Annotated in this window: 20 protein-coding genes; 9 read left to right on the forward strand and 11 right to left on the reverse strand. The window is 71.3% G+C overall.

All coding sequences use genetic code 11. The features are described 5' to 3' along the window. Window positions 1-67 precede the first annotated feature (67 nt). The 4 genes from ACFY9S_RS21485 to ACFY9S_RS21500 form a co-directional block, all read right to left on the reverse strand. The gene (locus tag ACFY9S_RS21485; protein WP_391130895.1) at window positions 68-3877 is read right to left on the reverse strand and encodes a multifunctional oxoglutarate decarboxylase/oxoglutarate dehydrogenase thiamine pyrophosphate-binding subunit/dihydrolipoyllysine-residue succinyltransferase subunit; all 3810 of its coding nucleotides are present in this window, start codon (window positions 3875-3877) and stop codon (window positions 68-70) included. A 281-nt stretch (window positions 3878-4158) separates the two neighbouring features. Next, the gene (locus ACFY9S_RS21490) at window positions 4159-5271 is read right to left on the reverse strand and encodes a cell wall metabolism sensor histidine kinase WalK (RefSeq protein WP_102911777.1); all 1113 of its coding nucleotides are present in this window, start codon (window positions 5269-5271) and stop codon (window positions 4159-4161) included. Continuing rightward, on the reverse strand, window positions 5268-6008 hold the full coding sequence (locus ACFY9S_RS21495; RefSeq protein ID WP_030851757.1) for a response regulator transcription factor: 741 nt from the start codon (window positions 6006-6008) through the stop codon (window positions 5268-5270). Before ACFY9S_RS21495 ends, ACFY9S_RS21490 begins: the two co-directional genes overlap by 4 nt. Before the next feature lie 136 nt (window positions 6009-6144). Further along, complete coding sequence (locus tag ACFY9S_RS21500) at window positions 6145-6822, reverse strand: spermidine synthase (RefSeq protein WP_391131185.1); 678 nt, start codon at window positions 6820-6822, stop codon at window positions 6145-6147. A 171-nt stretch (window positions 6823-6993) separates the two neighbouring features. Between ACFY9S_RS21500 and ACFY9S_RS21505 the strand changes: the two genes are divergently transcribed. Next, window positions 6994-7554 (forward strand): rhomboid-like protein, encoded by a 561-nt coding sequence (locus ACFY9S_RS21505; protein WP_391130899.1) that lies wholly within the window; start codon window positions 6994-6996, stop codon window positions 7552-7554. Between the two features lie 110 nt (window positions 7555-7664). Here the strand turns inward: ACFY9S_RS21505 and ACFY9S_RS21510 are convergent, their stop codons facing one another. After that, window positions 7665-8324 carry a GNAT family N-acetyltransferase gene (locus tag ACFY9S_RS21510; RefSeq protein WP_391130902.1) on the reverse strand — a complete coding sequence of 220 codons (660 nt, stop codon included), beginning with the start codon at window positions 8322-8324 and terminating at the stop codon, window positions 7665-7667. A gap of 175 nt (window positions 8325-8499) precedes the next feature. Between ACFY9S_RS21510 and lon the strand changes: the two genes are divergently transcribed. Both lon and ACFY9S_RS21520 read left to right on the forward strand, forming a co-directional pair. Beyond that, entirely contained in the window at window positions 8500-10914 is a 2415-nt protein-coding gene (lon, locus tag ACFY9S_RS21515) for an endopeptidase La (protein ID WP_391130905.1), read from the forward strand. Between the two features lie 189 nt (window positions 10915-11103). After that, a complete protein-coding gene (locus ACFY9S_RS21520; RefSeq protein WP_391130907.1) occupies window positions 11104-11592 on the forward strand; it encodes a MarR family transcriptional regulator in 489 nt (162 codons plus the stop codon). Between the two features lie 142 nt (window positions 11593-11734). On the opposite strand, the gene ACFY9S_RS21525 is transcribed toward ACFY9S_RS21520, so the two are convergent. Continuing rightward, window positions 11735-12520 (reverse strand): protein phosphatase 2C domain-containing protein, encoded by a 786-nt coding sequence (locus ACFY9S_RS21525; protein ID WP_391130910.1) that lies wholly within the window; start codon window positions 12518-12520, stop codon window positions 11735-11737. Between the two features lie 368 nt (window positions 12521-12888). Between ACFY9S_RS21525 and ACFY9S_RS21530 the strand changes: the two genes are divergently transcribed. From ACFY9S_RS21530 to ACFY9S_RS21550, 5 genes are read left to right on the forward strand one after another with little or no spacing between them, the layout of a single operon-like run. Beyond that, window positions 12889-16356 (forward strand): nitrate- and nitrite sensing domain-containing protein, encoded by a 3468-nt coding sequence (locus ACFY9S_RS21530; RefSeq protein WP_391130913.1) that lies wholly within the window; start codon window positions 12889-12891, stop codon window positions 16354-16356. Then, window positions 16353-16877: a roadblock/LC7 domain-containing protein gene (locus tag ACFY9S_RS21535; protein ID WP_391130916.1), complete on the forward strand. Its 525-nt coding sequence runs from the start codon at window positions 16353-16355 to the stop codon at window positions 16875-16877. Before ACFY9S_RS21530 ends, ACFY9S_RS21535 begins: the two co-directional genes overlap by 4 nt. Further along, window positions 16874-17296 (forward strand): DUF742 domain-containing protein, encoded by a 423-nt coding sequence (locus ACFY9S_RS21540; RefSeq protein ID WP_102911731.1) that lies wholly within the window; start codon window positions 16874-16876, stop codon window positions 17294-17296. The genes ACFY9S_RS21535 and ACFY9S_RS21540 overlap by 4 nt, the downstream gene beginning before the upstream one ends. Beyond that, a complete protein-coding gene (locus tag ACFY9S_RS21545; RefSeq protein WP_391130919.1) occupies window positions 17277-17924 on the forward strand; it encodes an ATP/GTP-binding protein in 648 nt (215 codons plus the stop codon). The genes ACFY9S_RS21540 and ACFY9S_RS21545 overlap by 20 nt, the downstream gene beginning before the upstream one ends. Window positions 17925-17936: 12 nt before the next feature. Then, a complete protein-coding gene (locus ACFY9S_RS21550; protein ID WP_391130922.1) occupies window positions 17937-19199 on the forward strand; it encodes a styrene monooxygenase/indole monooxygenase family protein in 1263 nt (420 codons plus the stop codon). Here the strand turns inward: ACFY9S_RS21550 and ACFY9S_RS21555 are convergent. The 4 genes from ACFY9S_RS21555 to ACFY9S_RS21570 form a co-directional block, all read right to left on the reverse strand. Next, window positions 19163-20449, reverse strand: a complete 1287-nt coding sequence (locus ACFY9S_RS21555; RefSeq protein WP_391130925.1) for an NlpC/P60 family protein — start codon at window positions 20447-20449, stop codon at window positions 19163-19165. The two genes, ACFY9S_RS21550 and ACFY9S_RS21555, sit on opposite strands and share 37 nt — an antisense overlap. Window positions 20450-20555: 106 nt before the next feature. Continuing rightward, window positions 20556-20855, reverse strand: coding sequence for a hypothetical protein (locus ACFY9S_RS21560; protein WP_102911734.1), 300 nt, complete (start codon window positions 20853-20855; stop codon window positions 20556-20558). 10 nt (window positions 20856-20865) lie between these two features. Next, window positions 20866-21519 (reverse strand): TetR family transcriptional regulator, encoded by a 654-nt coding sequence (locus ACFY9S_RS21565; protein ID WP_391130928.1) that lies wholly within the window; start codon window positions 21517-21519, stop codon window positions 20866-20868. A 38-nt stretch (window positions 21520-21557) separates the two neighbouring features. Beyond that, window positions 21558-22496 carry a diiron oxygenase gene (locus tag ACFY9S_RS21570; protein WP_388247045.1) on the reverse strand — a complete coding sequence of 313 codons (939 nt, stop codon included), beginning with the start codon at window positions 22494-22496 and terminating at the stop codon, window positions 21558-21560. A gap of 121 nt (window positions 22497-22617) precedes the next feature. Here ACFY9S_RS21570 and ACFY9S_RS21575 point away from each other — a divergent pair, with 121 nt between their 5' ends. Next, window positions 22618-23718: a diiron oxygenase gene (locus ACFY9S_RS21575; RefSeq protein WP_391130931.1), complete on the forward strand. Its 1101-nt coding sequence runs from the start codon at window positions 22618-22620 to the stop codon at window positions 23716-23718. A gap of 18 nt (window positions 23719-23736) precedes the next feature. On the opposite strand, the gene ACFY9S_RS21580 is transcribed toward ACFY9S_RS21575, so the two are convergent. Beyond that, window positions 23737-24246: a DUF3291 domain-containing protein gene (locus ACFY9S_RS21580; protein ID WP_391130934.1), complete on the reverse strand. Its 510-nt coding sequence runs from the start codon at window positions 24244-24246 to the stop codon at window positions 23737-23739. Window positions 24247-24281 lie beyond the last annotated feature (35 nt).

Below are 24281 nucleotides of genomic sequence, written 5' to 3' on the forward strand. Positions count from 1 at the left end.
AAACGGCCGGGCCGCACCCCCGAAGCGGGGGATGCGGCCCGGCCGCGCACGAACTGCGCGAAGGCGGTTACGCCTCGAACACCTCACGCACCAGCTGCTCCTGCTCGGCCTGGTGACGCTTCGCGGAACCCACCGCCGGGGACGAGCCGTGCGGGCGCGAGATGCGCCGCAGCCGCTCGCCGTGCGGGACGTCCGCGCCGACCGCGAGGTCCAGGTGGTCGATCAGGTTGAGCGCGATGAACGGCCAGGCACCCTGGTTCGCCGGCTCCTCCTGGGCCCACAGGTACTTCTCGGCGTTCGGGTACTTCTTGATCTCCGCCTGGAGCTCGGTACCCGGCAGCGGGTACAGGCGCTCGATGCGGATGATCGCCGTGTCCGTGGCACCGCGCTTCTGACGCTCGGCCTCCAGGTCGTAGTAGACCTTGCCGGCGCAGAAGACGACCTTCTTGACGGCGGCCGGGTCGACCGAGGAGTCGCCGATGACCGGCTGGAACTGCCCGGTCGTGAACTCGTCCGCCTTCGCCGCCGCCGCCTTCAGCCGCAGCATCGACTTCGGCGTGAAGACCACCAGCGGCTTGTGGTGCGGGTTGTGCACCTGCCACCGCAGGAGGTGGAAGTAGTTCGACGGCGACGTCGGCATCGCGACCGTCATGTTGTTCTGCGCGCACATCTGGAGGAAGCGCTCCGGGCGGGCGGACGAGTGGTCCGGACCCTGGCCCTCGTAACCGTGCGGCAGGAGCAGGACGACACCGGAGGTCTGGGCCCACTTCTGCTCGGCCGACGAGATGAACTCGTCCACGACCGTCTGCGCGCCGTTGACGAAGTCGCCGAACTGCGCCTCCCACATCACGAGCGCCTCGGGGCGGGCCAGCGAGTAGCCGTACTCGAAGCCCATCGCCGCGTACTCGGAGAGGAGGGAGTTGTAGACGTTGAGCCGCGCCTGGTCCTCGGAGAGGTACTGCAGCGGCGTGTACTCCTCGCCGGTGCTGCGGTCGATGATGACCGCGTGGCGCTGGCCGAACGTACCGCGCTGCGAGTCCTGGCCGGCCAGGCGGACCGGGACGCCCTCCAGCAGGAGGGAGCCGATCGCGAGGGTCTCGCCCATGCCCCAGTCGATCGTGCCGTCCTCGACCATCGATGCCCGGCGCTGCAGCTGCGGCAGCAGACGCGGGTGGACGGTGATGTTGTCGGGGATGTTGACCTGGGACTCGGCGATCCGCTTGACGACCTCCGTGGTCACCGCGGTGTTAACGGCGACCGGGAACTCGGCCTGCGGGTCGGTGGACTCGACCGTGCCCGGCTGGGACGTGGCCTCACGGACCTCCGTGAACACCTTCTCCAGCTGGCCCTGGTAGTCCTGCAGCGCCTGCTCGGCCTCTTCCAGGGTGATGTCGCCGCGACCGATGAGGGACTCGGTGTAGAGCTTGCGCACCGAGCGCTTCTTGTCGATCAGGTCGTACATCAGCGGCTGGGTGAAGGCCGGGTTGTCCGACTCGTTGTGACCGCGGCGGCGGTAGCAGATGAGGTCGATCACCACGTCCTTGTTGAACGCCTGGCGGAACTCGAAGGCGAGCCGCGCGACGCGGACCACGGCCTCCGGGTCGTCGCCGTTCACGTGGAAGATCGGGGCCTCGATCATGCGGGCCACGTCCGTCGCGTACATGGAGGAACGCGAGGATTCGGGGGCCGCGGTGAAGCCGACCTGGTTGTTGATGACGATGTGGACCGTGCCGCCGGTGCGGTAGCCGCGCAGCTGCGACATGTTCAGCGTCTCGGCCACCACACCCTGGCCCGCGAAGGCCGCGTCGCCGTGGATCGCCACCGGCAGGACGGTGAAGTCCGTGCCGCCCTTGCCGATGATGTCCTGCTTGGCGCGCGAGACGCCCTCCAGGACGGGGTCGACGGCTTCGAGGTGCGACGGGTTGGCGACCAGGGAGACCTTGATCTGCTCGCCGTCGAGGCCGGTGAAGGTGCCCTCGGCGCCCAGGTGGTACTTCACGTCACCGGAGCCGTGCATCGACTTCGGGTCGAGGTTGCCCTCGAACTCGCGGAAGATCTGCGCGTACGACTTGCCGACGATGTTGGCGAGGACGTTCAGCCGGCCGCGGTGGGCCATGCCGACGACGACCTCGTCCAGGCGCGACTCGGCGGCCGAGTCCAGCACCGCGTCCAGCAGCGGGATGACGGACTCGCCGCCCTCCAGGGAGAAGCGCTTCTGGCCGACGTACTTCGTCTGCAGGAAGGTCTCGAAGGCCTCCGCCGCGTTCAGCCGGCGCAGGATGCGCAGCTGCTCCTCACGCTCCGGCTTGGTGTGCGAGCGCTCGATGCGGTCCTGGATCCACTTGCGCTGCTTCGGGTCCTGGATGTGCATGAACTCGACGCCGGTGGTGCGGCAGTACGAGTCGCGCAGCACGCCGAGGATGTCGCGCAGCTTCATCAGGGACTTGCCGGCGAATCCGCCGACGGCGAACTCGCGCTCCAGGTCCCACAGGGTGAGCCCGTGCTCGGTGATGTCCAGGTCGGGGTGCTTGCGCTGCTGGTACTCCAGTGGGTCGGTGTCGGCCATGACGTGGCCGCGGACCCGGTAGGAGTGGATCAGCTCGAAGACGCGGGCGGCCTTCGTGACGTCGTCGTCGTGCGACGCGTCGATGTCCTTGAGCCAGCGGACCGGCTCGTAGGGGATGCGCAGCGCCTCGAAGATGTCGTCGTAGAAGCCGTTCTCACCGAGGAGGAGGTTCGCGACGATCCGCAGGAACTCGCCGGAGGCGGCGCCCTGGATGACCCGGTGGTCGTAGGTCGACGTGAGCGTCATGACCTTCGAGATGCCGAGCTTGTTCAGCGTGTCCTGGGACGTGCCCTGGAACTCCGCCGGGTAGTCCATGGAGCCGACGCCCATGATCACCGACTGGCCGGGCATCAGACGCGGCACGGAGTGGACGGTGCCGAGGCCGCCGGGGTTGGTCAGGGAGACCGTCACACCGGTGAAGTCGTCCATGCCCAGCTTGCCGTCGCGGGCGCGGCGGACGATGTCCTCGTAGGCCTGCCAGAACTCGAAGAAGTTCAGCGTCTCGGCCTTCTTGATGCCCGCGACCACGAGCTGGCGGTCGCCGTTGGGCTTGACCAGGTCGATGGCGAGGCCGAAGTTGACGTGCTCCGGCTTGACCAGGGTCGGCTTGCCGTCCTTCTCCGCGAAGGAGTAGTTCATCGACGGCATGGCCTTGATGGCCTGCACCATCGCGTAGCCGATCAGGTGCGTGAAGGAGATCTTCCCGCCCCGGGCGCGCTTCAGGTGGTTGTTGATGACGATGCGGTTGTCGAACAGCAGCTTCACCGGGACAGCGCGCACGGACGTGGCCGTGGGCACCTCCAGGGAGGCGTTCATGTTCTTCGCGACCGCGGCGGCCGGGCCGCGCAGCACGACCTGCTCGGGGCCCGAGGGGGCCTCGGCGGCGGGCTCGGCCTTCTTCGGGGCCGCGGCCGGCTTGGCGGCGGGCTTCGCGGCCGGCGCGGCCTGCGCCGGAGCGGGGGCCTGGGCCGGGGCCTGCGCGGCGGGCTTCGCCTGGGCCGGAGCCGGGGCGGGGGCCGGAGCGGCGGCGGGCTTCTCGGCGGCCGGGGCGGGAGCCTGCGCGGGAGCGGTGGTGGTCCCCGCGGCCCCCGCGGCCGCGGTACCCGCCGGAGCCGAGGCGGCAGCCGCCCCCGGCTTGTAGTCGGCGAAGAAGTCCCACCAGGCTCGGTCTACGGAATTCGGGTCCTGGAGGTACTGCTGATAGATCTCGTCGACGAGCCACTCGTTGGCACCGAACGACGCGGCAGGGTTCTTCCCCGCTTGGTCGGTGTCGGTCGAGATGCTCGAGTTACTGGGGGACTGTGGCGACACGGCGGCAACCGCCCTCTTCCGCTTCACAAGATGATGGACAGCGGGAATCAAGGCTACGCCCCCTGGACGGGGAAGGTCAGGCCGGGCCGGTGCAACGTCGTGCAAGTCACATCTGGAACCGTGTTTCGGGGCTTGAAATGGCGGGAAACAAGCGTGGTTCCGCTGGACGAGGGAAGGGCTCGGCACGGCCCCGGGCGCCGATGGCGCGGGCCTGTGCCTGATCACACGTGTCCGTCAGCGCGGACGTCCGTGGATCTTGTGGCTCCGCTTCGAACTTTACGTCAACTTGGCACAGATGACAGTCCCGGAAGGGTGACAAGAATCCGGCAACCCCGCTCGGATTCGGCCACTCCGATCCGGCCCCCGTGCAGGTCCACCGCCCAGCGGGCGATCGCGAGGCCGAGACCGGTGCCGCCGTCGCTGCCCGGCCCCTGCGGCCGCTTGGCGCTGCCGCGGTTGAACCGCTCGAAGACGCGGTGCCACTCGGACTTCGGAATGCCGGGGCCCTCGTCCAGGACCTCCAGCTCCAGCGACTCCGGCACGGGGCCGCGCCGCGCCTTGACCGTCACCCGGCCGTGCGGCGGGCTGTGCTTGACCGCGTTGTCGATGAGGTTGGCGACGACCTGGTGGATGCGCTCCGGGTCCGCGTGCGCGGTCAGCTCCGGTGGGTGGACGTCGAGGTGCAGATGGACGTCCGTACGGGTGTGGCTGCCCGAACCGGTGGCGATCCCCGCGCGCACCGAGGCGACCATGTTGGCCTCCTTCAGCACGCCCGACAGATACGGCCACACCTCGAACCGCCGCTGTTTCAGCGGGACGACGCCGTTGTCCAGGCGCGACAGGTCCAGCAGCGTCTCCACCAGCCGGCCGAGGCGCTCGGTCTGCTTCAGTGCCGTGCGCATGGTCTCCGGGTCGGCCCGTGTGACCCCGTCGACGATGTTCTCCAGCACCGCGCGCAGCCCCGCGATGGGTGTGCGCAGCTCGTGCGAGACGTTCGCCACCAGCTCCTTGCGCTGGCTGTCCTGGGCCTCCAGCTCGTCGGCCATGGCATTGATCGTCACGGCCAGATCGCCCAGCTCGTCACGGCGGTTCTCCCGCGTCCGGCGGGTGTAGTCGCCCTGCGAGATGGAACGGGCCACCGCGGTCATCTCGTCCAGCGGCGCGGTGAGCGAATGGGCCACGAACTGCGTAATGAGCAGTGTGGCGATCATCGAGAAGACCGTGATGAAGCGCAGCTCCGTCTTCGTGTGCACCGCGATCACCGACAGGCCCGTGGTGATCAGCACCGAGATGACGACCAGCGCGCCCAGTTTGGTCTTGATCGAGAACGGGCTCACCCCGCCCCAGGGTTCCGGCTCCCCGGGGTTTCTCCGTCCGGCCGGCCCGCCGCTCATGGCGTCGGGGTCTCCAGGGCGTAACCCACGCCGTGCACCGTACGGATCCGCTCGGCGCCGATCTTCCGGCGCAGCGCCTTGATGTGGCTGTCGACCGTGCGGGTGCCGGAGGCGTCCGCCCAGTCCCAGACCTCCGCGAGCAGCTGCTCACGGGAGAGCACCGCGCGCGGGGTGTTCGCGAGGCACACCAGCAGGTCGAACTCGGTGGGCGTGAGGTGGACGTCCTCGCTGCGCACCCGGACCCGGCGCTGCGCGTGGTCGATCTCCAGCTCACCGAGGCGCAGGATGCCGGAGCGGGGGGTGGCCGCCGCGATGGCGGCCCGCTCCACCCGGCGCAGCAGGACGTGCACGCGCGCCGCCAGCTCCCGCATCGAGAACGGCTTGGTCATGTAGTCGTCGGCGCCGACGCCGAGCCCGACCAGCATGTCCGTCTCGTCGTCGCGCGCGGTGAGCATCATCACCGGCACGGGGCGGGCGGCCTGCACGCGTCGGCAGACCTCCAGCCCGTCGAAGCCGGGCAGCATGATGTCGAGGATCAGCAGGTCGGGCTGCCACGCCTCGGCCGTGTCGACCGCGGCCGGTCCGTCACCCGCTGTTTGCACGAGGAATCCCTCGGCACGCAGGCGGGTCGCGATGGCGTCCACGATCGTGGCGTCGTCCTCGACGACCAGGACCCGGCGCTGTGCGCCCGGAGTAGCCGTCGCCGAACCGTTGTGGGAGGTCTGTGTCTGCTCCATCGCCCGCCCCTGGGGTGTGCTTTCCCGGAATCAGTGGGGTGATTCCTTCTGACTGGCTATGCCTGCGCATGGTTGCGATTGACGCTTGAATGATCGGCGTCAGGGGAGCAGCGTACGGGGAGTCAGCACACCTTTGCTATCCAGGGCTGATGGCGAGGTGCACGACGTCCGGAACGCCCCGGGCAACCGGGATCTCTTCGGTACGCACCCGATGGAACCCGGCATTCCGCAAGGTTTCCTCGAATTCGGGAGACGGCTGGGCGGACCAGACGGCGAGAACCCCGCCCGGTTTCAACACCCTTGCGCAGCTTGCCAGTCCGGTCTCCCGGTAGAGACTTCCGTTGCCGTCCGTGACAGTCCAGTCGGGTCCGTTGTCGATGTCGAGGCACAGGGCGTCGTATGTGTCGGATGTCTCATTGACGTGCGCGACGAGATCCGCCTCGACGATTTTCGTGCGGGGGTCCGAAAGGGCCCGGGCGGAGAGCGCGGCGAGCGGGCCGTCGCGATGCCATTCGACGATCGCGTGCTCCCGTTCCACCACCGTGATCCCTCCCCAGCGCGGGTCCGCCGCGGCGTGCGCGAGGGAGAATCCGACGCCGAGCCCGCCGATCAGGACGTCGGGATGGTCGCGGCCGGCCAGGGTTTCCAGGGCCGCGTCGACCAGCCGCCGCTCCGAGCGGCCGTCGGAGGTGTCCATCAGGAAACAGCCGTTGGCGATGATCTCCAGCCGGTCTCCGTGCCGGCGCAGCACGACCTCGCCGTGCGGGCCCTCGCGGCGGTCCAGGACATCGGGGATGTCGTACGGGGTAGGCATGGGGGCATCCTGGCAGGGGCGGTGGGCGTGGCGCCCGGCAATTCCCCGCGCGCCGGGGCGGATGCGGCGCGCGGCTTTCGGGTTGCTGTGTATCGGCTCTCGCGTGGCGCTGGTCACAGACAGCGGGGTGCCCGGGGCGAAGGCTGGGGCGTGACGGAAGGAGCGCCCGCTGTGGAACGCACCGTGCCGCCCCACGAGACGGCCCCGTCGGCACCGGGGGCCCTGCCTGTCTCCGACGTGCCGGGGCTGCTGGACGGGATGCCGCGGCAGCGGGGCCCGCGCGAGACGGCGGCGACGGGAGTACGGGAGCCCGTCCCCGGGGGAGTCCACCGCCTGCACGTGCTGCGCGGCGCCGCGGCCGCGCCGCGGCTGCGGGCGCTCCGCCCCTGGCGGCTGCTGCCCACCCCCACGGGAACGCCGTTCACCTTCGGATACGCCACCCTCCTCTGCCTCACCTCGCTGATCTCCGCCCACGCGGACCCTGCCCTGGTGCACGCGCTGCTCCAGGGCTCCAGCACGGACGTGGCGCACCTGGTGCGCTCGCCGGGACCGGTGCTGATCGGCAGCGCGCTGTGGGTCGCGGGCGGGATGACCTCGCCGTTCACCATCGCCTTCGTGCTGGTGCTGACCGCGCTGAAACGGCGGATCGGGAGTTTGCGCACGGCCGGTGTCTTCCTGCTCGGGCACGTCCTCGCCACCCTCGCGACCGAGGTGCCTTCACCGACCCGATGACGAACTGGGGGCACCTCATCGCCCTGGGCATCGGGATCGCGACCTGGCCGGTGGTCCGGCGCCGGCATGCGACGGGCCTCGGCCCGGCCGGGCACTGACCGCGCGGCCCCTCAGCTCCGGGCGTCGGCCGGCGGCGCGTACTTGGCGCTGGTCAGCGGGGCCACGACCTTCCAGCCCAGCGCTTCGTAGAGCCCTCGCCCCGCAGGTGTCCCGGCCAGGACGCCGGTCCGTGCGCCCTGCCGGACCGCGACGTCCTGCAACGTCCGCATGACGAGACTGCCCATGCCCTTGCGCCGGTGCTCGGGGGCCGTCTCGATCTGGTCGACGACGGCGGTCTCGCCGGTCGGGGTGACCTGGCCGCGCGCCGCAAGGGACCCGTCCGGCGCGGCCACCATCACCCGGGTCACCCCGCCGCGCGACCAGCTGCGCAGCCGGAAGCCGTCGGGGGCGGCCGGAGCGCCGTCCGCCGTCAGCGGGAGCGTCATCAGATATCCAGGCTCGGGGTCGATCCACCAGGTGTCGTCGAGCCAGCCGGAGACCACCGACGGGTCCCGGAAGGCCTTGAGCCAGACGCCGTGCCCGGTCACGGCTCCGGCCACCTTGCGGACGGTCGTCTCGTCGAGGCCGTCGCCCGTGGAGCCGAACACGTGCCGCGTGACGTGCCCGTGCATCCCCATGTCGATCGTCCAGCCCCAGGGCTCCGTCGTGGGCGGAGCGGCCCCGCGGGACACGACCCACCCGTCCACCCATGCCTGCACGGTTCCGTCCATGCCATCCCCCCGTAACGAGCGCAGCGCCCGAACGTCTATTACTCACCGGACCTTACGCGCCCTCCCGCTCCCGGTGGCACGGGTGATCGCTGACAGCGAACGGCGGCCGGGGAACATCCGGGCGCCGTCAAGCATTGAGTCGGCATAGCTCAACTTGACTGCCGAAGGGGAGATCATGGCTTCGACGTCCACACCGCTCACCCTGCCCGTGCTGCCGCTCGACGGCGAGGTCGTGCTGCCCGGGATGGTGGTCCCGCTGGACCTGAGCGACTCCGAGGTCCGTGCCGCGGTGGAGGCCGCTCAGGCCGCTGCCCGGTCAACGCCCGGAAAGCCCCGGGTACTCCTGGTGCCACGCATCGACGGGACCTACGCGAACACCGGTGTCCTCGGCACCGTCGAGCAGGTCGGCCGGCTCGCCGACGGCGACCCGGGCGCCCTGATCCGCGGCCGGAGCCGGGTGCGCATCGGCGCGGGAACGACCGGTCCCGGCGCCGCACTCTGGGTGGAGGGGACCCGCGTGGACGACACCGTCGCGGACCCGCTGCCCGGGCATGTCACCGAACTGGTCAAGGAGTACAAGGCTCTCGCCACCGCCTGGCTGCGCAAGCGCGGAGCCTGGCAGGTCGTCGACCGGGTCCAGGCCATCGACGACGTCTCCGCGCTCGCCGACAACTCCGGCTACTCGCCGTTCCTGACCACCGACCAGAAGGTCGAACTGCTGGAGACCACCGACCCGGTGGCCCGGCTCAAGCTGGCCACCCAGCACCTGCGCGACCACCTCGCCGAGCAGGACGTCGCCGAGACCATCGCCAAGGACGTCCAGGAGGGCGTCGACAAGCAGCAGCGCGAGTTCCTCCTCCGCCGGCAGCTGGAAGCCGTACGCAAGGAGCTGCGCGAACTCAACGGCGAACAGGAGGGCGAGGAGTCCGACGACTACCGCGCCCGCGTGGAGGCCGCCGACCTGCCGGAGAAGGTCCGCGAGGCCGCCCTCAAGGAGGTCGACAAGCTGGAGCGGTCCTCCGACCAGTCGCCCGAGGGCTCCTGGATCCGCACCTGGCTCGACACGGTCCTGGAGATGCCGTGGAACGAGCGCACCGAGGACTCCTACGACATCCGGGGCGCCAAGGGCGTACTGGACGCCGAACACTCCGGTCTGGAGGACGTGAAGGAGCGGATCACCGAGTACCTGGCCGTGCGCAAGCGGCGCGACGACCGGGGACTCGGCGTCGTCGGCGGGCGGCGCGGAGGTGCCGTGCTCGCGCTCGTCGGGCCGCCCGGCGTCGGCAAGACCAGCCTGGGCGAGTCCGTCGCCCACGCCATGGGCCGCAAGTTCGTGCGCGTCGCCCTCGGCGGGGTGCGCGACGAGGCCGAGATCCGCGGTCACCGGCGTACGTACGTCGGTGCCCTGCCGGGCCGGATCGTCCGCGCCGTCAAGGAGGCCGGGTCGATGAACCCGGTCGTGCTGCTCGACGAGATCGACAAGGTCGGCTCGGACTTCCGGGGCGACCCGGCCGCCGCCCTGCTGGAGGTCCTCGACCCGGCGCAGAACCACACCTTCCGGGACCACTACCTGGAGGTCGAGCTGGATCTGTCGGACGTGGTCTTCCTCGCGACCGCCAACGTGCTGGAGGCGATCCCGGAGGCGCTGGCCGACCGGATGGAGATCGTCCGCCTGGACGGCTACACCGAGGACGAGAAGGTCGTCATCGCCCGCGACCACCTGCTCCCGCGCCAGCTGGAGCGGGCCGGGCTGGACCAGGACGAGGTGGCCATCGACGAGGGCGCCCTGCGCAAGCTCGCCGGTGAGTACACGCGCGAGGCGGGCGTGCGCACCCTGGAGCGGTCGATCGCACGGCTGCTGCGCAAGGTCGCCGCCCAGCACGAACTGGGGGAGCGGAAGCTGCCGCTCACCGTCCGGGACGAGGACCTGCGCGACCTGATCGGCCGCCCGCACCACGTGCCCGAGTCCGCCCAGGACCCGGCCGAGCGGCGGACGTCCGTGCCGGGCGTGGCGACCGGGCTCGCGGTGACCGGAGCGGGTGGTGACGTGCTGTACGTCGAGGCGTCGCTGGCCGACCCGGAGACGGGCGCGGCCGGGCTGACCCTGACCGGCCAGCTGGGCGACGTGATGAAGGAGTCCGCGCAGATCGCGCTGAGCTTCCTGCGCTCCCACGGTGCCGAGCTCGAACTGCCGGTGGCCGATCTGAAGGACCGGGGCGTGCACATCCACTTCCCGGCGGGCGCGGTCCCCAAGGACGGCCCCAGCGCCGGCGTCACGATGACCACGGCCTTCGCCTCGCTCCTGTCCGGCCGGCTGGTCCGCACGGACGTGGCGATGACCGGCGAGGTCTCGCTGACCGGGCGGGTCCTGCCGATCGGCGGTGTGAAGCAGAAGCTGCTCGCGGCGCACCGGGCCGGTGTCACCACGGTGATCATCCCCAAGCGCAACGAGCCCGACCTGGACGACGTCCCGGCGGAGGTGCTGGACAAGCTCGACGTCCACGCCGTCACCGACGTCCGCCAGGTCCTGGAGCTGGCGCTCGCGCCCGCCACCGCGGGTGTGACGCCGGAGGTTCCGGTGGCCGCGTGACGGAGGTCATCGGATGAGAAGGCCCGGGTTCCCGTGAGGGAGGCCCGGGCCTTCACCGTGTGGTGACCCTGTGTACGCGCACGCCGTTGACCTGCGGAATACTTGCCGGACTGCGGCGAGGGCGGCAGGTGGCGGAGAATTCCAGTACCGGACCCTCAGGGCCGGGCGACGACCGAGGCAGGGGCTGACGTGCACGAGGAAGGCAACGACGGACACCGCGACGCCGGTGTGGCCGCGAGCGGTGTGGACCAGCCCGCCTTCCTGGCACTGGAACGCGAGCTGACCGTGTTGCTGCGGCGCGCCCGGGCCAGCCAGGGCGAGATGGCCCGCGCGGTCCACCCCGACCTGGAGTCGTCCGCGTACGGCCTGCTGGTCCGGCTGGACGAGTGCGGGAAGCAGCGGGCCACCGAACTCGCCGGCTACATCGGCGTCGGCAAGGCGACGATGTCCCGCCAGCTGCGCGCCCTGGAGGAGCTCGGGCTGGTCGCGCGCGAGCCCGACCCCGCCGACGGACGCGCCTGGCTCGTCGCCCTCACCCAGGAGGGCCACGACCGGGTCCGCCGGGTCCGGGAAGCGCGCCGCGCCCGGTACGCCGGTCGCCTGGCCGACTGGGACTCCCGCGAGGTCACGGAACTGGCCCGGCTGCTGAACCAGCTCAACCGGGGCATGGAGAAGTAGCGCCGGGGTGAGTCCAGGGCCGCGGACGCGCGTGCCGGGCCGGGCTCGAACGGGGCATGGAGAAGTAGCGCCGGGGTGAGTCCAGGGCCGCGGACGCGCGTGCCGGGCCGTGCGTCTGCGACGTGATCCGGACGACAGGCCCTCAGAACTCGACGAACGCCACCGTCGCGTCGTCGTGCCGCTTGCTCCGGCCGAGGAACGTCGCGGCGGTGTCCGACCGCTCCAGCGTCCGGACACGGTCCACCAGGGCCTGCGGGCCCTCCTTGCGGACGAGCCGGAAGCAGTCCGTCCAGTCGCCCTCCTCGAAACGTTCCACCCAGCGGGCGGCGCCGTCCGTCAGAGCGGCCAGGGCACGGACCCGGTCGCGGGGAACGGTTCCGGTCACCGCCCGGGCCGCCACCGAGGGGTCGGCCGCCGCCGTGAAGAAGCCGCCCTCCCTGTTGCGGAGCGTGGAGTCCACCAGCGCGTCCGTCGCCAGCGCCGAGCGGGGGAGCAGGGCCAGCCGGTCGTCGAGGACGGGCGTCACCACGCCGTCCGGGGACTCCAGGAGCAGGGCCGAGTCGGACAGGACCAGATACTCCACGGTGTCCGGATTCCAGCGGGTCACGACCACCGTGGCCTGAGGAGTTCGAGGGTGAGAAAGGTCACAGGTTGCGGCGTGCGCCTCGGAGGTACGCGCGATGGCGTGGGACAGCGCGTCGACGAGGGGAACATCCGGGAGTGAAACGGTCAGTTCGGTCAGTGCGCCGCCGAGGCGTGCCGTGAACCAGGGGACGGAATGCAGACAGCCCGTCCCGGCCCTCGGCGGTGTGACCCCGTCCAGGACGACCACCGAACCGCCCTGTCCCGAGGCCGGTAGCCCGACACCGGCGAAGTCCTCGTTGGGGCGGTCGGCGTCTCCCGGCTCCGAGGCGAGTTCAGTACGCATCCGGCCAGTCTGCACGAGCCCTTCACAGAGTCCGCAAAAGGCTGCCAATGACTGCCGTACGGGCGCAGCCGCGCAGGTCAGACGCCGGGTTTGGGCTGGAATGATTTGTTCCGGGAAGGCGTGGTGGCGAATACTGCCACCGGCCGTCGCCGCCGTCCAACCGGCGTGCCGCGCAAGGTCCCTGCAAGGGCCCGCGGAACTTGCCCCTCAACTCCCCTCCGGGGTTCACTCCTTCGGGTGGCGGGTCAGGTGATGCGCGTGCGCTGCCCACCGGCGCTGGGAGGGTCGGGAAGTGTACCGGGAGTACGCACCAGTTGACGGAGCGTCATCCGGGCCCAACGGTTCACGAGTCAGGAATGCGAGCACCGGTGCAGAAGACGCGGCCTCGTCGCACAGGCAAGCAGACGGCCCCCGTTCAGGGCGCTGAGCCGACGCCCCCCACCGGCAAGGGACGCCCCACCCACGTACGCAACCGGCTGATCGTCGCCGTGGCCGTGGTCGCCGCGGCCATCGCCGGTGCCGGCGCGCCCTCCGTCCTCGCCGCCTCCGGGCAACTCCACGACAGCCAGGAGCTGGTGACGCTCGCGGAGCAGACGCAGGACGCCCTCGCCCTCGCGCACTCCCTCGCCGACGAGCGGGACGACGTCACCTCCTACATCGCCGCCGGGCGCCCCAAGTCCAAGGCGCCTTCCGAGCAGCACAGCGCCCGGGTGGACCGGCAGGTCGAGGAGCTGCGCTCCGACACCGACACGCCCGCCTCGCTGCGCTCCGACCTCGACGACATAGCGGCCGTGCGCAGGGCGGCGCTCACCGGCAAGAGCAGCGCCCTCGAAGCGCACCAGGCGTACTCCGCCGCCATCACCGAACTCCACCGGCTCGCCGAGCAGCTGGCGCAGCAGACGCCGCCGCGCGCCGGCTCCGGCTCGTACGCGCTGGCCGAGCTGGACTCCGCCGTCCAGCAGGCCGCCTCGGCCCGCGGGCTGCTGCTCGCCGCGCTGAGCGTGCCGCGCAGCACGGAGACGGTCATCGACCCCGTCACCGGCCTGCCGACCGAGACCTCCGCCTCCTCGGACGAGGACACCCGGCAGCGCGACGCCCTGAGCGCCGCCGCGCAGCAGGCCCGGCTGCGTTCCGACGCGGCCCTGGCCGACTTCCGCGGCACCGCGCCCAAGCCGGCCCGCGCCTCCTTCGACTCCACGGTCACCGGCACCGAGGTCAACTCCGCCGACAAGTACCTCGCCACCCTGACCGACCAGCCGACGCTCTCCCGCAGCGACCTCGCCACCAGCGGCAAGAGGCTGGACGCGGCCCTGTCCGCCCGCGTCGACCTGATGCGCGGCGTGGAGTCGGCCCTCTACGACCGCCGCACCAAGGACCTCGAGGCGCTGCGCGACGACGACGTCACCTCGCTGGAGATCCGCGTCGCCGTCCTCGGCGCCCTCATGCTGCTCGCCGTCGGCGTCGCCACGGGCATGGCCCGCAGCCTCACCCGGCCGCTCGCGGTCCTGCGCCTGGGGTCGAAGCGCCTCGCCGAGGCCGAGGACCCGGCGGCCGAGGAACCGGTGAAGTTCACCGGCCGCAACGACGAGTTCGCCCAGGCCGTCCGCTCCGTCAACGCCCTGCACGCGCACGCGGCCGCCCTCACCGAGCGAATCACCACGCTGGAGTCCGACCGCAAGCACCTGGTCGGCCAGCGCCAGAAGATGGCCGACGCGCGCGAGGAACTGCGCGGCGAACTCGCCGAGTCCGCCGCCCAGCTGGAGCGGCTGCGCACGGCCATCGGCGGTACGTTCGTCAACCTCGCGCTGCGCACCCTCGGTCTCGTCGAGCGGCAGCTGGCCGTCATCGAGAACCTGGAGGAGCGCGAGCAGGACCCGGACCGGCTCGCCACGCTGTTCAAGCTCGACCACTTCGCCACGGTCATGCGCCGGCACAGCGAGAACCTGCTGGTCCTCGCCGGTACCGAGCACGTCCAGCACGCCGCCGGGCCGGTGCCGCTGGTGGACGTCGTCCGCGCCGCGGTCAGCGAGATCGAGCGGTACGAGCGGGTCCGGATCGCCGCGCTGCCGCCGCACGCGCACATCGCCGGGTTCGCCGCGGACGACCTCTCCCACCTGCTGGCCGAACTCATGGAGAACGCCACCTCGTTCTCCCCGCCCGACCTGCCCGTCGAGATCTCCGGCTGGCTGCTGGAGAACGGCGAGGTCATGCTCTCCGTCCAGGACGAGGGCATCGGCATGACCGAGGACCGGCTGGAGCGCCTCAACTCCCGCCTCACCGACTTCGACCCCGAGGCGCCCTACGACCAGGAGGGCGAGGACGGTCTCGGCCTCGGCCTGTACGTCGTGGCCCGGCTCGCCCACCGCCACGGTGTGCGCGTCCAGTTGCGCGAGCAGAAGCAGGGCGGTGTCGCGGCCGTCGTCGTCCTGCCGCGCACGCTCCTCGCCGCCGCCCCGGCCGTGGCGGTCCCGGCCTCCGGCCCTCTCGCCGGCACGACGCACTCCGTCTCCTTCCCGGGCGCCGACGCCGAGGCCAACTCCAACGTCCTGCCCGGCCGCGCGGCCGGCGACGACCCGTTGGTGGCCTTGGCGGAGAAGGCGGTACGCCAGGACGAAGCCGAGGCGACCACCGCAACGCCCGACTCGGAACCGGCCGGGGCGACGGGCGCGGCTGAGGCGGCGGAGGCGGCTGAGGCGACACCCCCGACGGCGCCCGCCGACCCCTCCATGCACGCCGGCTCGGCCGCCCCCGCGCCCGCCGAACCGCCCGCACACGACGGGCCGGCCGCGCCTGCGGAGCGACCCGAGCATGCGGATCCGGAGACGCCTGCGGACCTGGCGACTTCCGTGGAACCGTCCGCGCACGCCGGCCCGGCCGCGCCTGCGGAGCGGTCAGCGCCCGCGGACCTGACCGAGCCCGCCGACCGGCTAGCGCCCGGCGAACGGCCGGAGTCCGCCGAGCTGCCCATCCACGCCGAACCTGCCGGGCCCACTGGGCCGACGGCACCCACCGACTCGGCCGCATCCGCGGCTCCGGCGGCACATACCGATCCCACGACGCCCGCCGCTCCGGCCGCATACGCCGACCCGGCGGCACACGTCGAGGCGTCCGCGCCCGCCGATCCGACGACGTCAGCCGATCCCACGACGCCCGCCGCTCCGGCCGCATGCGCCGACCCGGCGGCACCCGTCGAGGCGTCCGCGCCCGCCGATCCGACGACGTCAGCCGATCCCACGACGCCCGCCGCTCCGGCCGCATACGCCGACCCGGCGGCACCCGTCGAACCGTCCGCGCCCGTCGGGCCGTCCGCGCTCGCCGAGCCGCCGGCCCCCGCCACTCCCGCCAAGCCCCCGGTATCCGCCGGTCCGGACGACGCCGTGGCGCCCGTGGAATCCCCCGCGGAGACCACGATGGAGCTGCTGATCCCCGTGCAGCCGGGGGCGCCGGACCCGGTCGGGTACGAAGCCGTGGCCGGGGACGGCGAGTCCGGCCCGCACGGGCCGCCCGCGCCCGAGGCGGACGGGGACGGCAGCCCGGAGCACGAACGCGCGCCCGACGAGGAGGAGGACCGCGTCACCGACAAGGGCCTCCCCAAGCGCACTCCGAAGATCACCGCGCAGACCACCGCCCCACGCCAGCGCAGCGGCTCCGTCGACGCCGAAGCCCTGCGTCGCCGTCTCGGCGGGTTCCGCCAGGGCGCGCAGGCCGGCTACCGCGACGTGGAGGCGGAGATCGCCGAGAGGACGGCCTCGCACCAGCGGCCGGCCACCGGCGCAGCAGGACCAGCTGGATCCGGAGATTCCACGGGGGGCACAGTCGAGGAGGCAAGCAGTTGACCGCGCCCAGTACCTTCGGACTGATCGGACTGAGCAGTGAGGCCCGCAACCTGCACTGGCTGCTCACCAACCTCGTCGAGGAGGTACCCGGTCTCCTCTCGGTCGCGGTCGTCTCCTCCGACGGACTGCTCCTGCTCTCCTCCGACGACCACCGCAACAAGGAGGCGAGGGAGGCCCTGCAGGCCCGCGGAACCAAGCGGACCGGCCCCCGCGGCTCCGCCGCCGACCTGGCCACGATCGTTTCCGGCATCGGCAGCCTCACCGTCGGCGCCGCCCGGCTGATGGACTTCGGCGGGACCCGGCACACGATGGTCGCGATGGACGAGGGCAGCCTGTTCGTGATGTCGATCAGCGACGGCTCGCTGCTCGGCGTCCACGGCTCCGCGGACTGCGACATGAGCGTCGTGGCGTACCACATGGCCCTGTTCGTCGGCCGCGCCGGCCACGTGCTGACGCCCGAACTCCGCAGCGAGCTCCGTAAATCCCTGGAGGATTCCCAGACGACGGGGAGTGCCCGATGAGCAGTAAGCCGAAGCACCACCTGCCTGTCCGCGGCGGCGACCGCAAACCCGCCCGGGTCCGCCCCTACTCGCTCACCGGCGGCCGAACCCGCTTCGGCCACGTCCTCCTCGTGGAGACGTTCGTGGCGAGCACGGCTGCGCTCGACGCCCCGGAGGAGCGCAGGGAACTGACGAACGGCAACCTCTCCACCCGCGTCATGCCGGAACTGCGGGCCATCGTCGAACTGTGCCGCCGGATGCGTACGGTGGCCGAGATCGCCGCGCTGCTCAAGATGCCGCTCGGCGTGGTCCGCGTGCTCCTCAGCGACCTCGCGGACCAGGGAAAGATCCGTGTGTACGGAACGGGCACCGGCCACGGCACGGGCCGCCCGGACCGGGCTCTGCTGGAAAGGGTGCTGAGTGGACTCCGTCGTCTCTGACGCCGCTCACGGCGTTGCTGGTACATCCCCGTTCGTCCAGCCGGACGACGGCATGCACGCCTGGGAGACGGACCGCACCCGTGCCCCCATAGCCACGAAGATCGTGGTGGCGGGCGGTTTCGGCGTGGGCAAGACCACCCTGGTCACCGCCGTCTCGGAGATCACGCCCCTGCAGACCGAGGCGCTGATGACCGAGGCGAGCGAGGCCACCGACGACCTCACCGCCACGCCGGGCAAGACCACCACCACCGTCGCCATGGACTTCGGGCGCATCACGCTCGACGACGACCTGGTGCTCTACCTGTTCGGCACGCCGGGCCAGCAGCGGTTCTGGTTCATGTGGGACGACATCGTGCGCGGCGCGATCGGCGCCGTCGTCCTGGCCGACACCCGCCGCCTGAAGGACTGCTTCCCGGTCCTGGACTACTTCGAGAGCTCCGGACTGCCGTACGTGGTCGCGGTCAACCACTTCGACGGCAGCGAGCTGTTCGAGCCGGAGGACGTGCGGGAGGCCCTGACCATCCCGCGGCACATACCTGTCATGATCATGGACGCGCGTCGCCGGATCTCCGTGATCGAGACCCTCCTGGCCCTCGTGGGCCACGCGCTCGACGAAACCCCCGAGTAGAGGACAGCCCGCATGCGGAAGATACTCGTCGTCGGAGCCGGTCAGTCCGGGCTCCAGATCGCCCTCGGCCTCCAGTCACAGGGGTACGAGGTCACCCTGATGTCCAACCGGACGGCGGACGAGATCCGCACCGGCCGGGTCATGTCGACGCAGTGCATGTTCCACACGGCGTTGCAGCACGAGCGCGATCTCCAGCTGAACTTCTGGGAGTCCCAGGCCCCGAAGATCGAAGGACTCGGCGTCTCGGTCGCCGCCCCCGGCTCCTGGGCCGAGGGTCCCGCGGCCCGTGCGATCGACTGGCTGGGCCGGCTCGACGGGTACGCCCAGTCGATCGACCAGCGGGTGAAGATGGCCGGCTGGATGGAGACGTTCGCCCAGCGCGGCGGCCAGCTCGTCATCCACGGCGCGGCCGTCGGCGACCTCGACTACTTCTCCCGCACCTACGACCTGGTGCTCGTCGCGGCCGGCAAGGGCGAGCTGGTCCAGATGTTCGGCCGCGACGCGGAGCGCTCCCCGTACAGCGAGCCGCAGCGCGCGCTGGCCGTGTCGTACGTCCACGGCCTGGGCCCGCGCCCCGAGCACCCCGACACCGAAGGGGTCCGCTGCAACCTCGTGCCCGGCGTCGGTGAACTGTTCGTCATGCCCTGCCTGACCACCTCGGGCCGCGCCGACATCCTGTTCTGGGAGGGCATACCCGGCGGCCCGCTCGACGCCTTCAGCGGCGTCAAGGACCCCGCGGAGCACCTCTCCCTGACCCTGGAACTCATGGAGCGGTACGTCCCATGGGAGTACGCGCGGGCCACCAAGGTCGAACTGACCGACGCGGGCGGCACACTGGCCGGCCGCTACGCCCCTACCGTCCGCAACCCGATCGGCCGCCTCCCCGGCGGCGGACTCGTGCTGGGTGTCGCGGACGTCGTCGTGGCCAACGACCCGATCACCGGGCAGGGCTCCAACTCGGCGTCCAAGTGTGCCGCCGCCTACCTCTCCGCGATCGTCGAGCACGGTGACAAGCCGTTCGACGAGGAGTGGATGCGGGCCACCTTCGACCGTTACTGGAACACCGCCCAGCACGTCACCAAGTGGACCAACGCGATGCTCGCGCCGCCGCCGGAGCACATCCTGAACCTCATCGGTGCCGCCGGTGAGCTCCAGCCGGTCGCCGACCGCTTCGCCAACGGCTTCAACGACCCGGCCGACTTCGAGAACTTCCTCTACGACCCGGACAAGACGCAGGCCTACCTGGTCGAGGTGTCCGGCGCGGGCGCCGCGTAACCCCCGTAGCCCTCGTCCGACCCGTCCGTGGCACCTTCGGGGAGCTCCGGCGGCTCGTACCGCCGCAGGGGCTCCCCGTCCGGGTCCGGACGTACGGCGCCCAGGACGGGGTTGGCCGCGATCGGTGAGACCTTCACCTTCGCGCCCGGGCGGGGCGCCTGCACCACCATGCCGTCCCCGAGGTACAGCGCCACGTGCGTGGCCTTCTCGAAGTACACGACCAGGTCGCCCGGGCGCAGCTCGTCCAGCGGGATCCTCTCCAGCCGTTTCCACTGCTCCTGGCTGGTCCGGGGGACGGGCACCCCGGCCTCGGCCCAGGCCCGGGAGGTCAGCCCCGAGCAGTCGTACGTCCCCGGGCCCTCCGCGCCCCACTCGTACGGCTTGCCGAGCTGCCGCACGGCGTAGCGCACGGCCCGGCGGCCCTCCGCCGACGGGGCGCGGACGCCGCTCTCGCTTCCCTTGCTCACCTCGCCTTCCTTCCTCGCCTTGCTTCCCTGGCTCCCGCGATTCTTGTCGTTCCCGCTGCTGTCGCTGCTGTCGCTGCTGTCGCTGTTGGGGCCATCGTCGCCGTTGCGTTCGCCGCTGAGCGCGCCGGACGCCATGAACTCCTTCTGGGCCTTGGCGATGCCGTTCTGCTCGAACTCGGCGAGGTCGGTGAGCTGATCGCGGCTGAGGGAGGCGAGCAGCTTCTCGACGTCGTGCAGGCGGGCGCGGACCTCGTCCCGTTCCTTCTTGCGCCGCTCGGTGAGGGCGAGCTGCCGGTCGAGGGCCGTGCGGGCCTTGCGGGCCAGCTCGCGGGCCGTGCGCTCGCTGCCGGTCAGCCGGCCGACGGTGTCGGCCCGCTCCCTGGCGAGCCGGCCGATCACATGGCCCTGCTCGATCGCGTGCTGCGGGTCGCGGGCCAGGAGCAGACGCACGTACGGGGAGATGTCGGTGCTGCTCTGGTACTGCTGCCGGGCCAGCCGGCCGGCCGCTCCCCGGCTGTCGTGCAGGGAGAGCCGGGCGCGCGCGAGGGCGCGGTCCAGACGGTCGGTCTCGGCGCGCTGCTTCTTCAGCTTCTCCTCGGTGGCGTTGTAGGCCTCGGTGGCCTCCTCGGCCTTCCTGTAGAGCCCCTGAAGATCTGTCAGGAGACCGGCGATCTCGTGCTGTTCCGTGTCCGGCTCGGGAACGGCCGTGGCCGGGACGGGCGCCAGGACGGCTCCGGCCGCCGTCGCCGCGATGCAGACCAGACGCAGAAGATTTCCTGACATGCCATCACCTCCGATGCGGGGGCGGCGTGGTGCCGCCGGACACCGTGAGGATCAGGCGTGTGCGGGCGGTGCGCGCGGTGGGTGTGCGCGGTTCGGCGCAACGGGGTCACCCGTCGGCGTCGTCCGGCTTGCCGCGCGGCGTGGCGTCTGGCTTCGACCAGGGCCAGTTGAGCCGGCGGCTCGGGGAGCCCTCCGGGTCGTACGCGTACTTCCAGCGGTTGGTCAGGCCGGCCCTGCCCGGTCCCCGGGGGACGCGGCGGTAGACGAGCACGGTGTCCGGCCCGCCGTCGGGGTCCGGGACGGGGATGCGGTACGTCTTGGGCGGGTGGCCGGTGATACCGAGGAGGACGGGCAGGACCCTGCCGTCCATCGGGCCGCCCTCGAAGGGGGTGTCTTCGCTCTTCACGGGATCAGTGTCAGACATCCTCGGCGAGCGCCCGGACCAGGGCATCGGTCTGCGGGTCGCGGCGGGCGGTCACGGTCAGCATCGCCACGAACTGCTCGACGAGCCAGTCGCGGAGGTCCTCGGCGGGGGGCTGCTTGTCCTCGTCGAGCCAGATGAGCGACGACGCCTCCACCGCGGTGATCCACATGCGGACGGTCATGCGCAGGGCGGCGCCGGGTCCGGTGACGCCCAGGTGGCTGAGGATGTGCTCGGCGGCGACGCGGCGGACGCCGTCGACGATGGCGGTGGTGCGGGAGGTCCCGACGACGCTGCCGCCCTGGAGGAGGGCGCTGAAGCCGGTGTCGTGCCCGTCGACGAAGGCGAGGTAGCGGTCGAGGGCGCGGGACAGACGGGGGAGGAGGGGGCCTTCCCGCGGTTCGTCGAAGCAGTGCTGGAGCTCGTCGGCGGCGGAGCGCAGGGCGGCCTCGTAGAGCTGCTGCTTGCCGCCCGGGAAGTACCGGTACACCAAGGGCCGCGAGACCCCGGCCGCCTCCGCCACGTCGTCGAGGGACACCTCCTCCGGGGCGCGGTGGGCGAAGAGGTCCAGCGCGGAGGTCAGCAGCTGGCTGCGGCGTTCCTCGACGCTGAGTCGCCGGTAGGCGGGGGTCGGCGCGGCAGGTGTCATGCCTCGCAGGGTAATCGGGGTGCCGGGGTGTCCGCCTTCTACGCCAGCAGCCCCGACGACTTCCACAGCCGTCGTCCGACCCCTCGCAGCACCCCGATGTCGTCGAGGAAGTCGGTCAGTCGCCGGGAGCCGTTCTGCATGACCTCCCGGCGGTGGCCGCTCGCGCGGACCTGGGCGAGGGCCTCCCGCTTGTCCAGGCCCACGTTCGTGTAGACGTCGGGGTTCACGAACGCCACCGAGAAGACGCGGGCGAACTCGCCGGAGGTGATGCGGGTGAACTCCTGGGACCACTTGGGCGCGGTCACCATCTGGCGGCGGAGTTCCTCACGGGCGTAGCGGACGTGGCGGGCCTCCTCCACGACGTGGATGCGGGTGACGCCGCGGACCAGGGTCTGGACGCGTTCGTCGGGGAACGTCAGCCGCTGCATCCAGTCCAGGACCTCCTCGCCCAGCAGGGTCGCCGTGAAGGAACCCGGCGTGGTGGAGATGGTCTTGAACAGGCGGCCCAGCTGCTGGTGCGCGCGGCTGACCGGGTACCAGGGCGTGTCGCCCTGGGCTATCAGCCGGGCGAACATCTTGGAGTGCCGGCACTCGTCCTCGATCTCGGTGAGGGCGTAGCGGACGTGCGCGCTCGTGGCAGCCTTGTCGTAGATGTGCCGCACCAGCAGCTGCATGAGGATGATCTCGAACCAGATGCCGAGCGAGGCCAGGGCCGCCGCCTCGTGCTGGGAGAGCAGGATGCGCTGCTCCTCGCCCATCCGCTTCCACAGCGGGGTGTCGTAGAGCGACACCAGTTCCGGCGGCCAGAACCACTTGCCCTCCTCGAAGGGCGCGTCCCAGTCCAGTTCCTCGTCCGGGTCGAAGGAGTGCTTGGCTGAGGAGTCGAGCAGCCGCTGGGCCACCTGCTCCCGGTCCTTCAGCAGTCCGAGGGCGTCGCGCAATCCGTCGAGCGCGTCGGCTTCGGTCAAGGTCGTCATGGCTGCCCACCTCGTTGTGCACACGTCACTGTTGCTCTTATGAGACTGCCTGTCAGCAAGCTCGTCAATCCCCTGCGCACTACTTGTTGACCCGGTGTCTACCTCGTGTGAGCCTGCGGGCATGCCGACCTTCGACCTGTACACCAAGGAACCGGAAGAGCCCGTACGGCAGGTGCCGGCGAGCGGCGCGGCCCGTTTCGCCTGGGAGTACGACGACGGCCGCGACCGTCTCCTGGCCCTCTACCAGAAGGGCAAGGACAAGCAGTGGGACGGCCAGAAGCGGATCGACTGGGAGCTGGAGGTGGATCCGTACGATCCGCTCGGGACCCCCGACGAGGCGATGTCGCTCTACGGGACCAGGCACTGGGCGAAGCTGACGGAGAAGGACAGGGGCGATCTGCGCCGGCACTACGCCTCCTGGCAGTTCAGCCAGTTCCTGCACGGCGAGCAGGGCGCGATGATCTGCGCCGCGCGGATCGTGGAGTCGGTGCCCGACCTGGACGCGAAGTTCTACTCCGCGACCCAGACCATGGACGAGGCCCGGCACGCCGAGATCTACGGCCGCTTCCTGCACGAGAAGATCGGGATGCTGTACCCGATCAACGACAACCTCCAGTCCCTGCTGGACGACACGCTGCGCGACGCCCGCTGGGACATGCCGTACCTGGGCATGCAGGTGCTGATCGAGGGCCTCGCGCTGGCCGCCTTCGGCATGATCAGGGACACGACGGACAAGCCGCTGCCCAAGCAGATCCTCGCGTACGTCATGCAGGACGAGGCCCGGCACGTGGCCTTCGGGCGGATGGCCCTGCGCGACTACTACCGGCAGCTCACGGACGCCGAGTTGAAGGAGCGCGAGGAGTTCGTCATCGAGGGCTGCTACCTCATGCGCGACCGGCTGCGGGGCGTCGAGGTCCTGGAGAACTTCGGCATCCCCAAGGCCGAGGCGGAGGAGTACAGCGAGCAGTCCGAGTTCCTCACCCTGTTCCGCAAGCTCCTCTTCAGCCGCATCGTGCCCTGCGTCAAGGACATCGGCCTGTGGGGCGAACGCCTCCAGCAGGCCTACGTCGACATGGGCGTCCTGGAGATGGGCGACGCCGGCCTGGACCTGTTGATGTCCCAGGACGAGGAGATCGCCGAGAAGCTCGACGCGGAGCGCTTCGCGGCGGAGGAGAGGGAACGGGTGGCGGAGGTGCGGGGGGCGATCGACGCGGGGCGGTGAGCCGCCGGGCGAGGCCCGCTACAGCGCGCCGCAGCCCAGCCCCTCGGGCACCTCACCGAGCAGGGGTGTCGCGCCCTGGGGCGGGAACGAGGTCCGCAGGGTGAAGGCGTACGGCGTCGGGCCGTGCGTGCGCAGGTGCAGGACGCGGGACTCCGCCTCGGCGACCGTGGGGCGATGACCCACCGGGACCCACCAGAGGGCGACCATGGCCTCCTGGACCCGTTCGAACCACTCACGTCGCCGGGCGAGCATCTCCCGGTGCCGGCCCTGGTACATGTACGCCTTCAGGGCATCGGTGTCGCGCCACACGGACATGTTGATGATCAGCCAGGAGTCGCCGAAGACGGGCACGTCCGTGGCGTCGTCACCGGCCTCGCCCTGAAGACGCCAGACGAAACCCTCGGCCCCGTCCGCGTCCGCGTTCACCGGGTCGAGTTGGTCGACGAAGTCCCTCAACCGCGGTGAGTCGAGCGGCGCCTTGAGGCGGCCGAGGTTGACCTGGGCGAGTTCGTACGCGGGCTCAGTCATGAACCGAACGGTAGGTCGGGCGCCCTTGATCCCGG

This window comes from Streptomyces sp. NPDC012474 (genome assembly GCF_042955185.1).
GTDB classification, from domain to species: domain Bacteria; phylum Actinomycetota; class Actinomycetes; order Streptomycetales; family Streptomycetaceae; genus Streptomyces; species Streptomyces cahuitamycinicus.

What these genes read in the sequence shown, in the direction of transcription:
- ACFY9S_RS21570 (WP_388247045.1), bottom strand. Translation starts at nt 22,496, where the DNA reads ATGACGACCTTGACCGAAGCCGACGCGCTCGACGGATTGCGCGACGCC.
- lon (WP_391130905.1), top strand. Translation starts at nt 8,500, where the DNA reads ATGGCTTCGACGTCCACACCGCTCACCCTGCCCGTGCTGCCGCTCGAC.
- ACFY9S_RS21510 (WP_391130902.1), bottom strand. Translation starts at nt 8,324, where the DNA reads ATGGACGGAACCGTGCAGGCATGGGTGGACGGGTGGGTCGTGTCCCGC.
- ACFY9S_RS21495 (WP_030851757.1), bottom strand. Translation starts at nt 6,008, where the DNA reads ATGGAGCAGACACAGACCTCCCACAACGGTTCGGCGACGGCTACTCCG.
- ACFY9S_RS21575 (WP_391130931.1), top strand. Translation starts at nt 22,618, where the DNA reads ATGCCGACCTTCGACCTGTACACCAAGGAACCGGAAGAGCCCGTACGG.
- ACFY9S_RS21540 (WP_102911731.1), top strand. Translation starts at nt 16,874, where the DNA reads ATGAGCAGTAAGCCGAAGCACCACCTGCCTGTCCGCGGCGGCGACCGC.
- ACFY9S_RS21565 (WP_391130928.1), bottom strand. Translation starts at nt 21,519, where the DNA reads ATGACACCTGCCGCGCCGACCCCCGCCTACCGGCGACTCAGCGTCGAG.
- ACFY9S_RS21490 (WP_102911777.1), bottom strand. Translation starts at nt 5,271, where the DNA reads ATGAGCGGCGGGCCGGCCGGACGGAGAAACCCCGGGGAGCCGGAACCC.
- ACFY9S_RS21500 (WP_391131185.1), bottom strand. Translation starts at nt 6,822, where the DNA reads ATGCCTACCCCGTACGACATCCCCGATGTCCTGGACCGCCGCGAGGGC.
- ACFY9S_RS21555 (WP_391130925.1), bottom strand. Translation starts at nt 20,449, where the DNA reads ATGTCAGGAAATCTTCTGCGTCTGGTCTGCATCGCGGCGACGGCGGCC.
- ACFY9S_RS21525 (WP_391130910.1), bottom strand. Translation starts at nt 12,520, where the DNA reads ATGCGTACTGAACTCGCCTCGGAGCCGGGAGACGCCGACCGCCCCAAC.
- ACFY9S_RS21550 (WP_391130922.1), top strand. Translation starts at nt 17,937, where the DNA reads ATGCGGAAGATACTCGTCGTCGGAGCCGGTCAGTCCGGGCTCCAGATC.
- ACFY9S_RS21580 (WP_391130934.1), bottom strand. Translation starts at nt 24,246, where the DNA reads ATGACTGAGCCCGCGTACGAACTCGCCCAGGTCAACCTCGGCCGCCTC.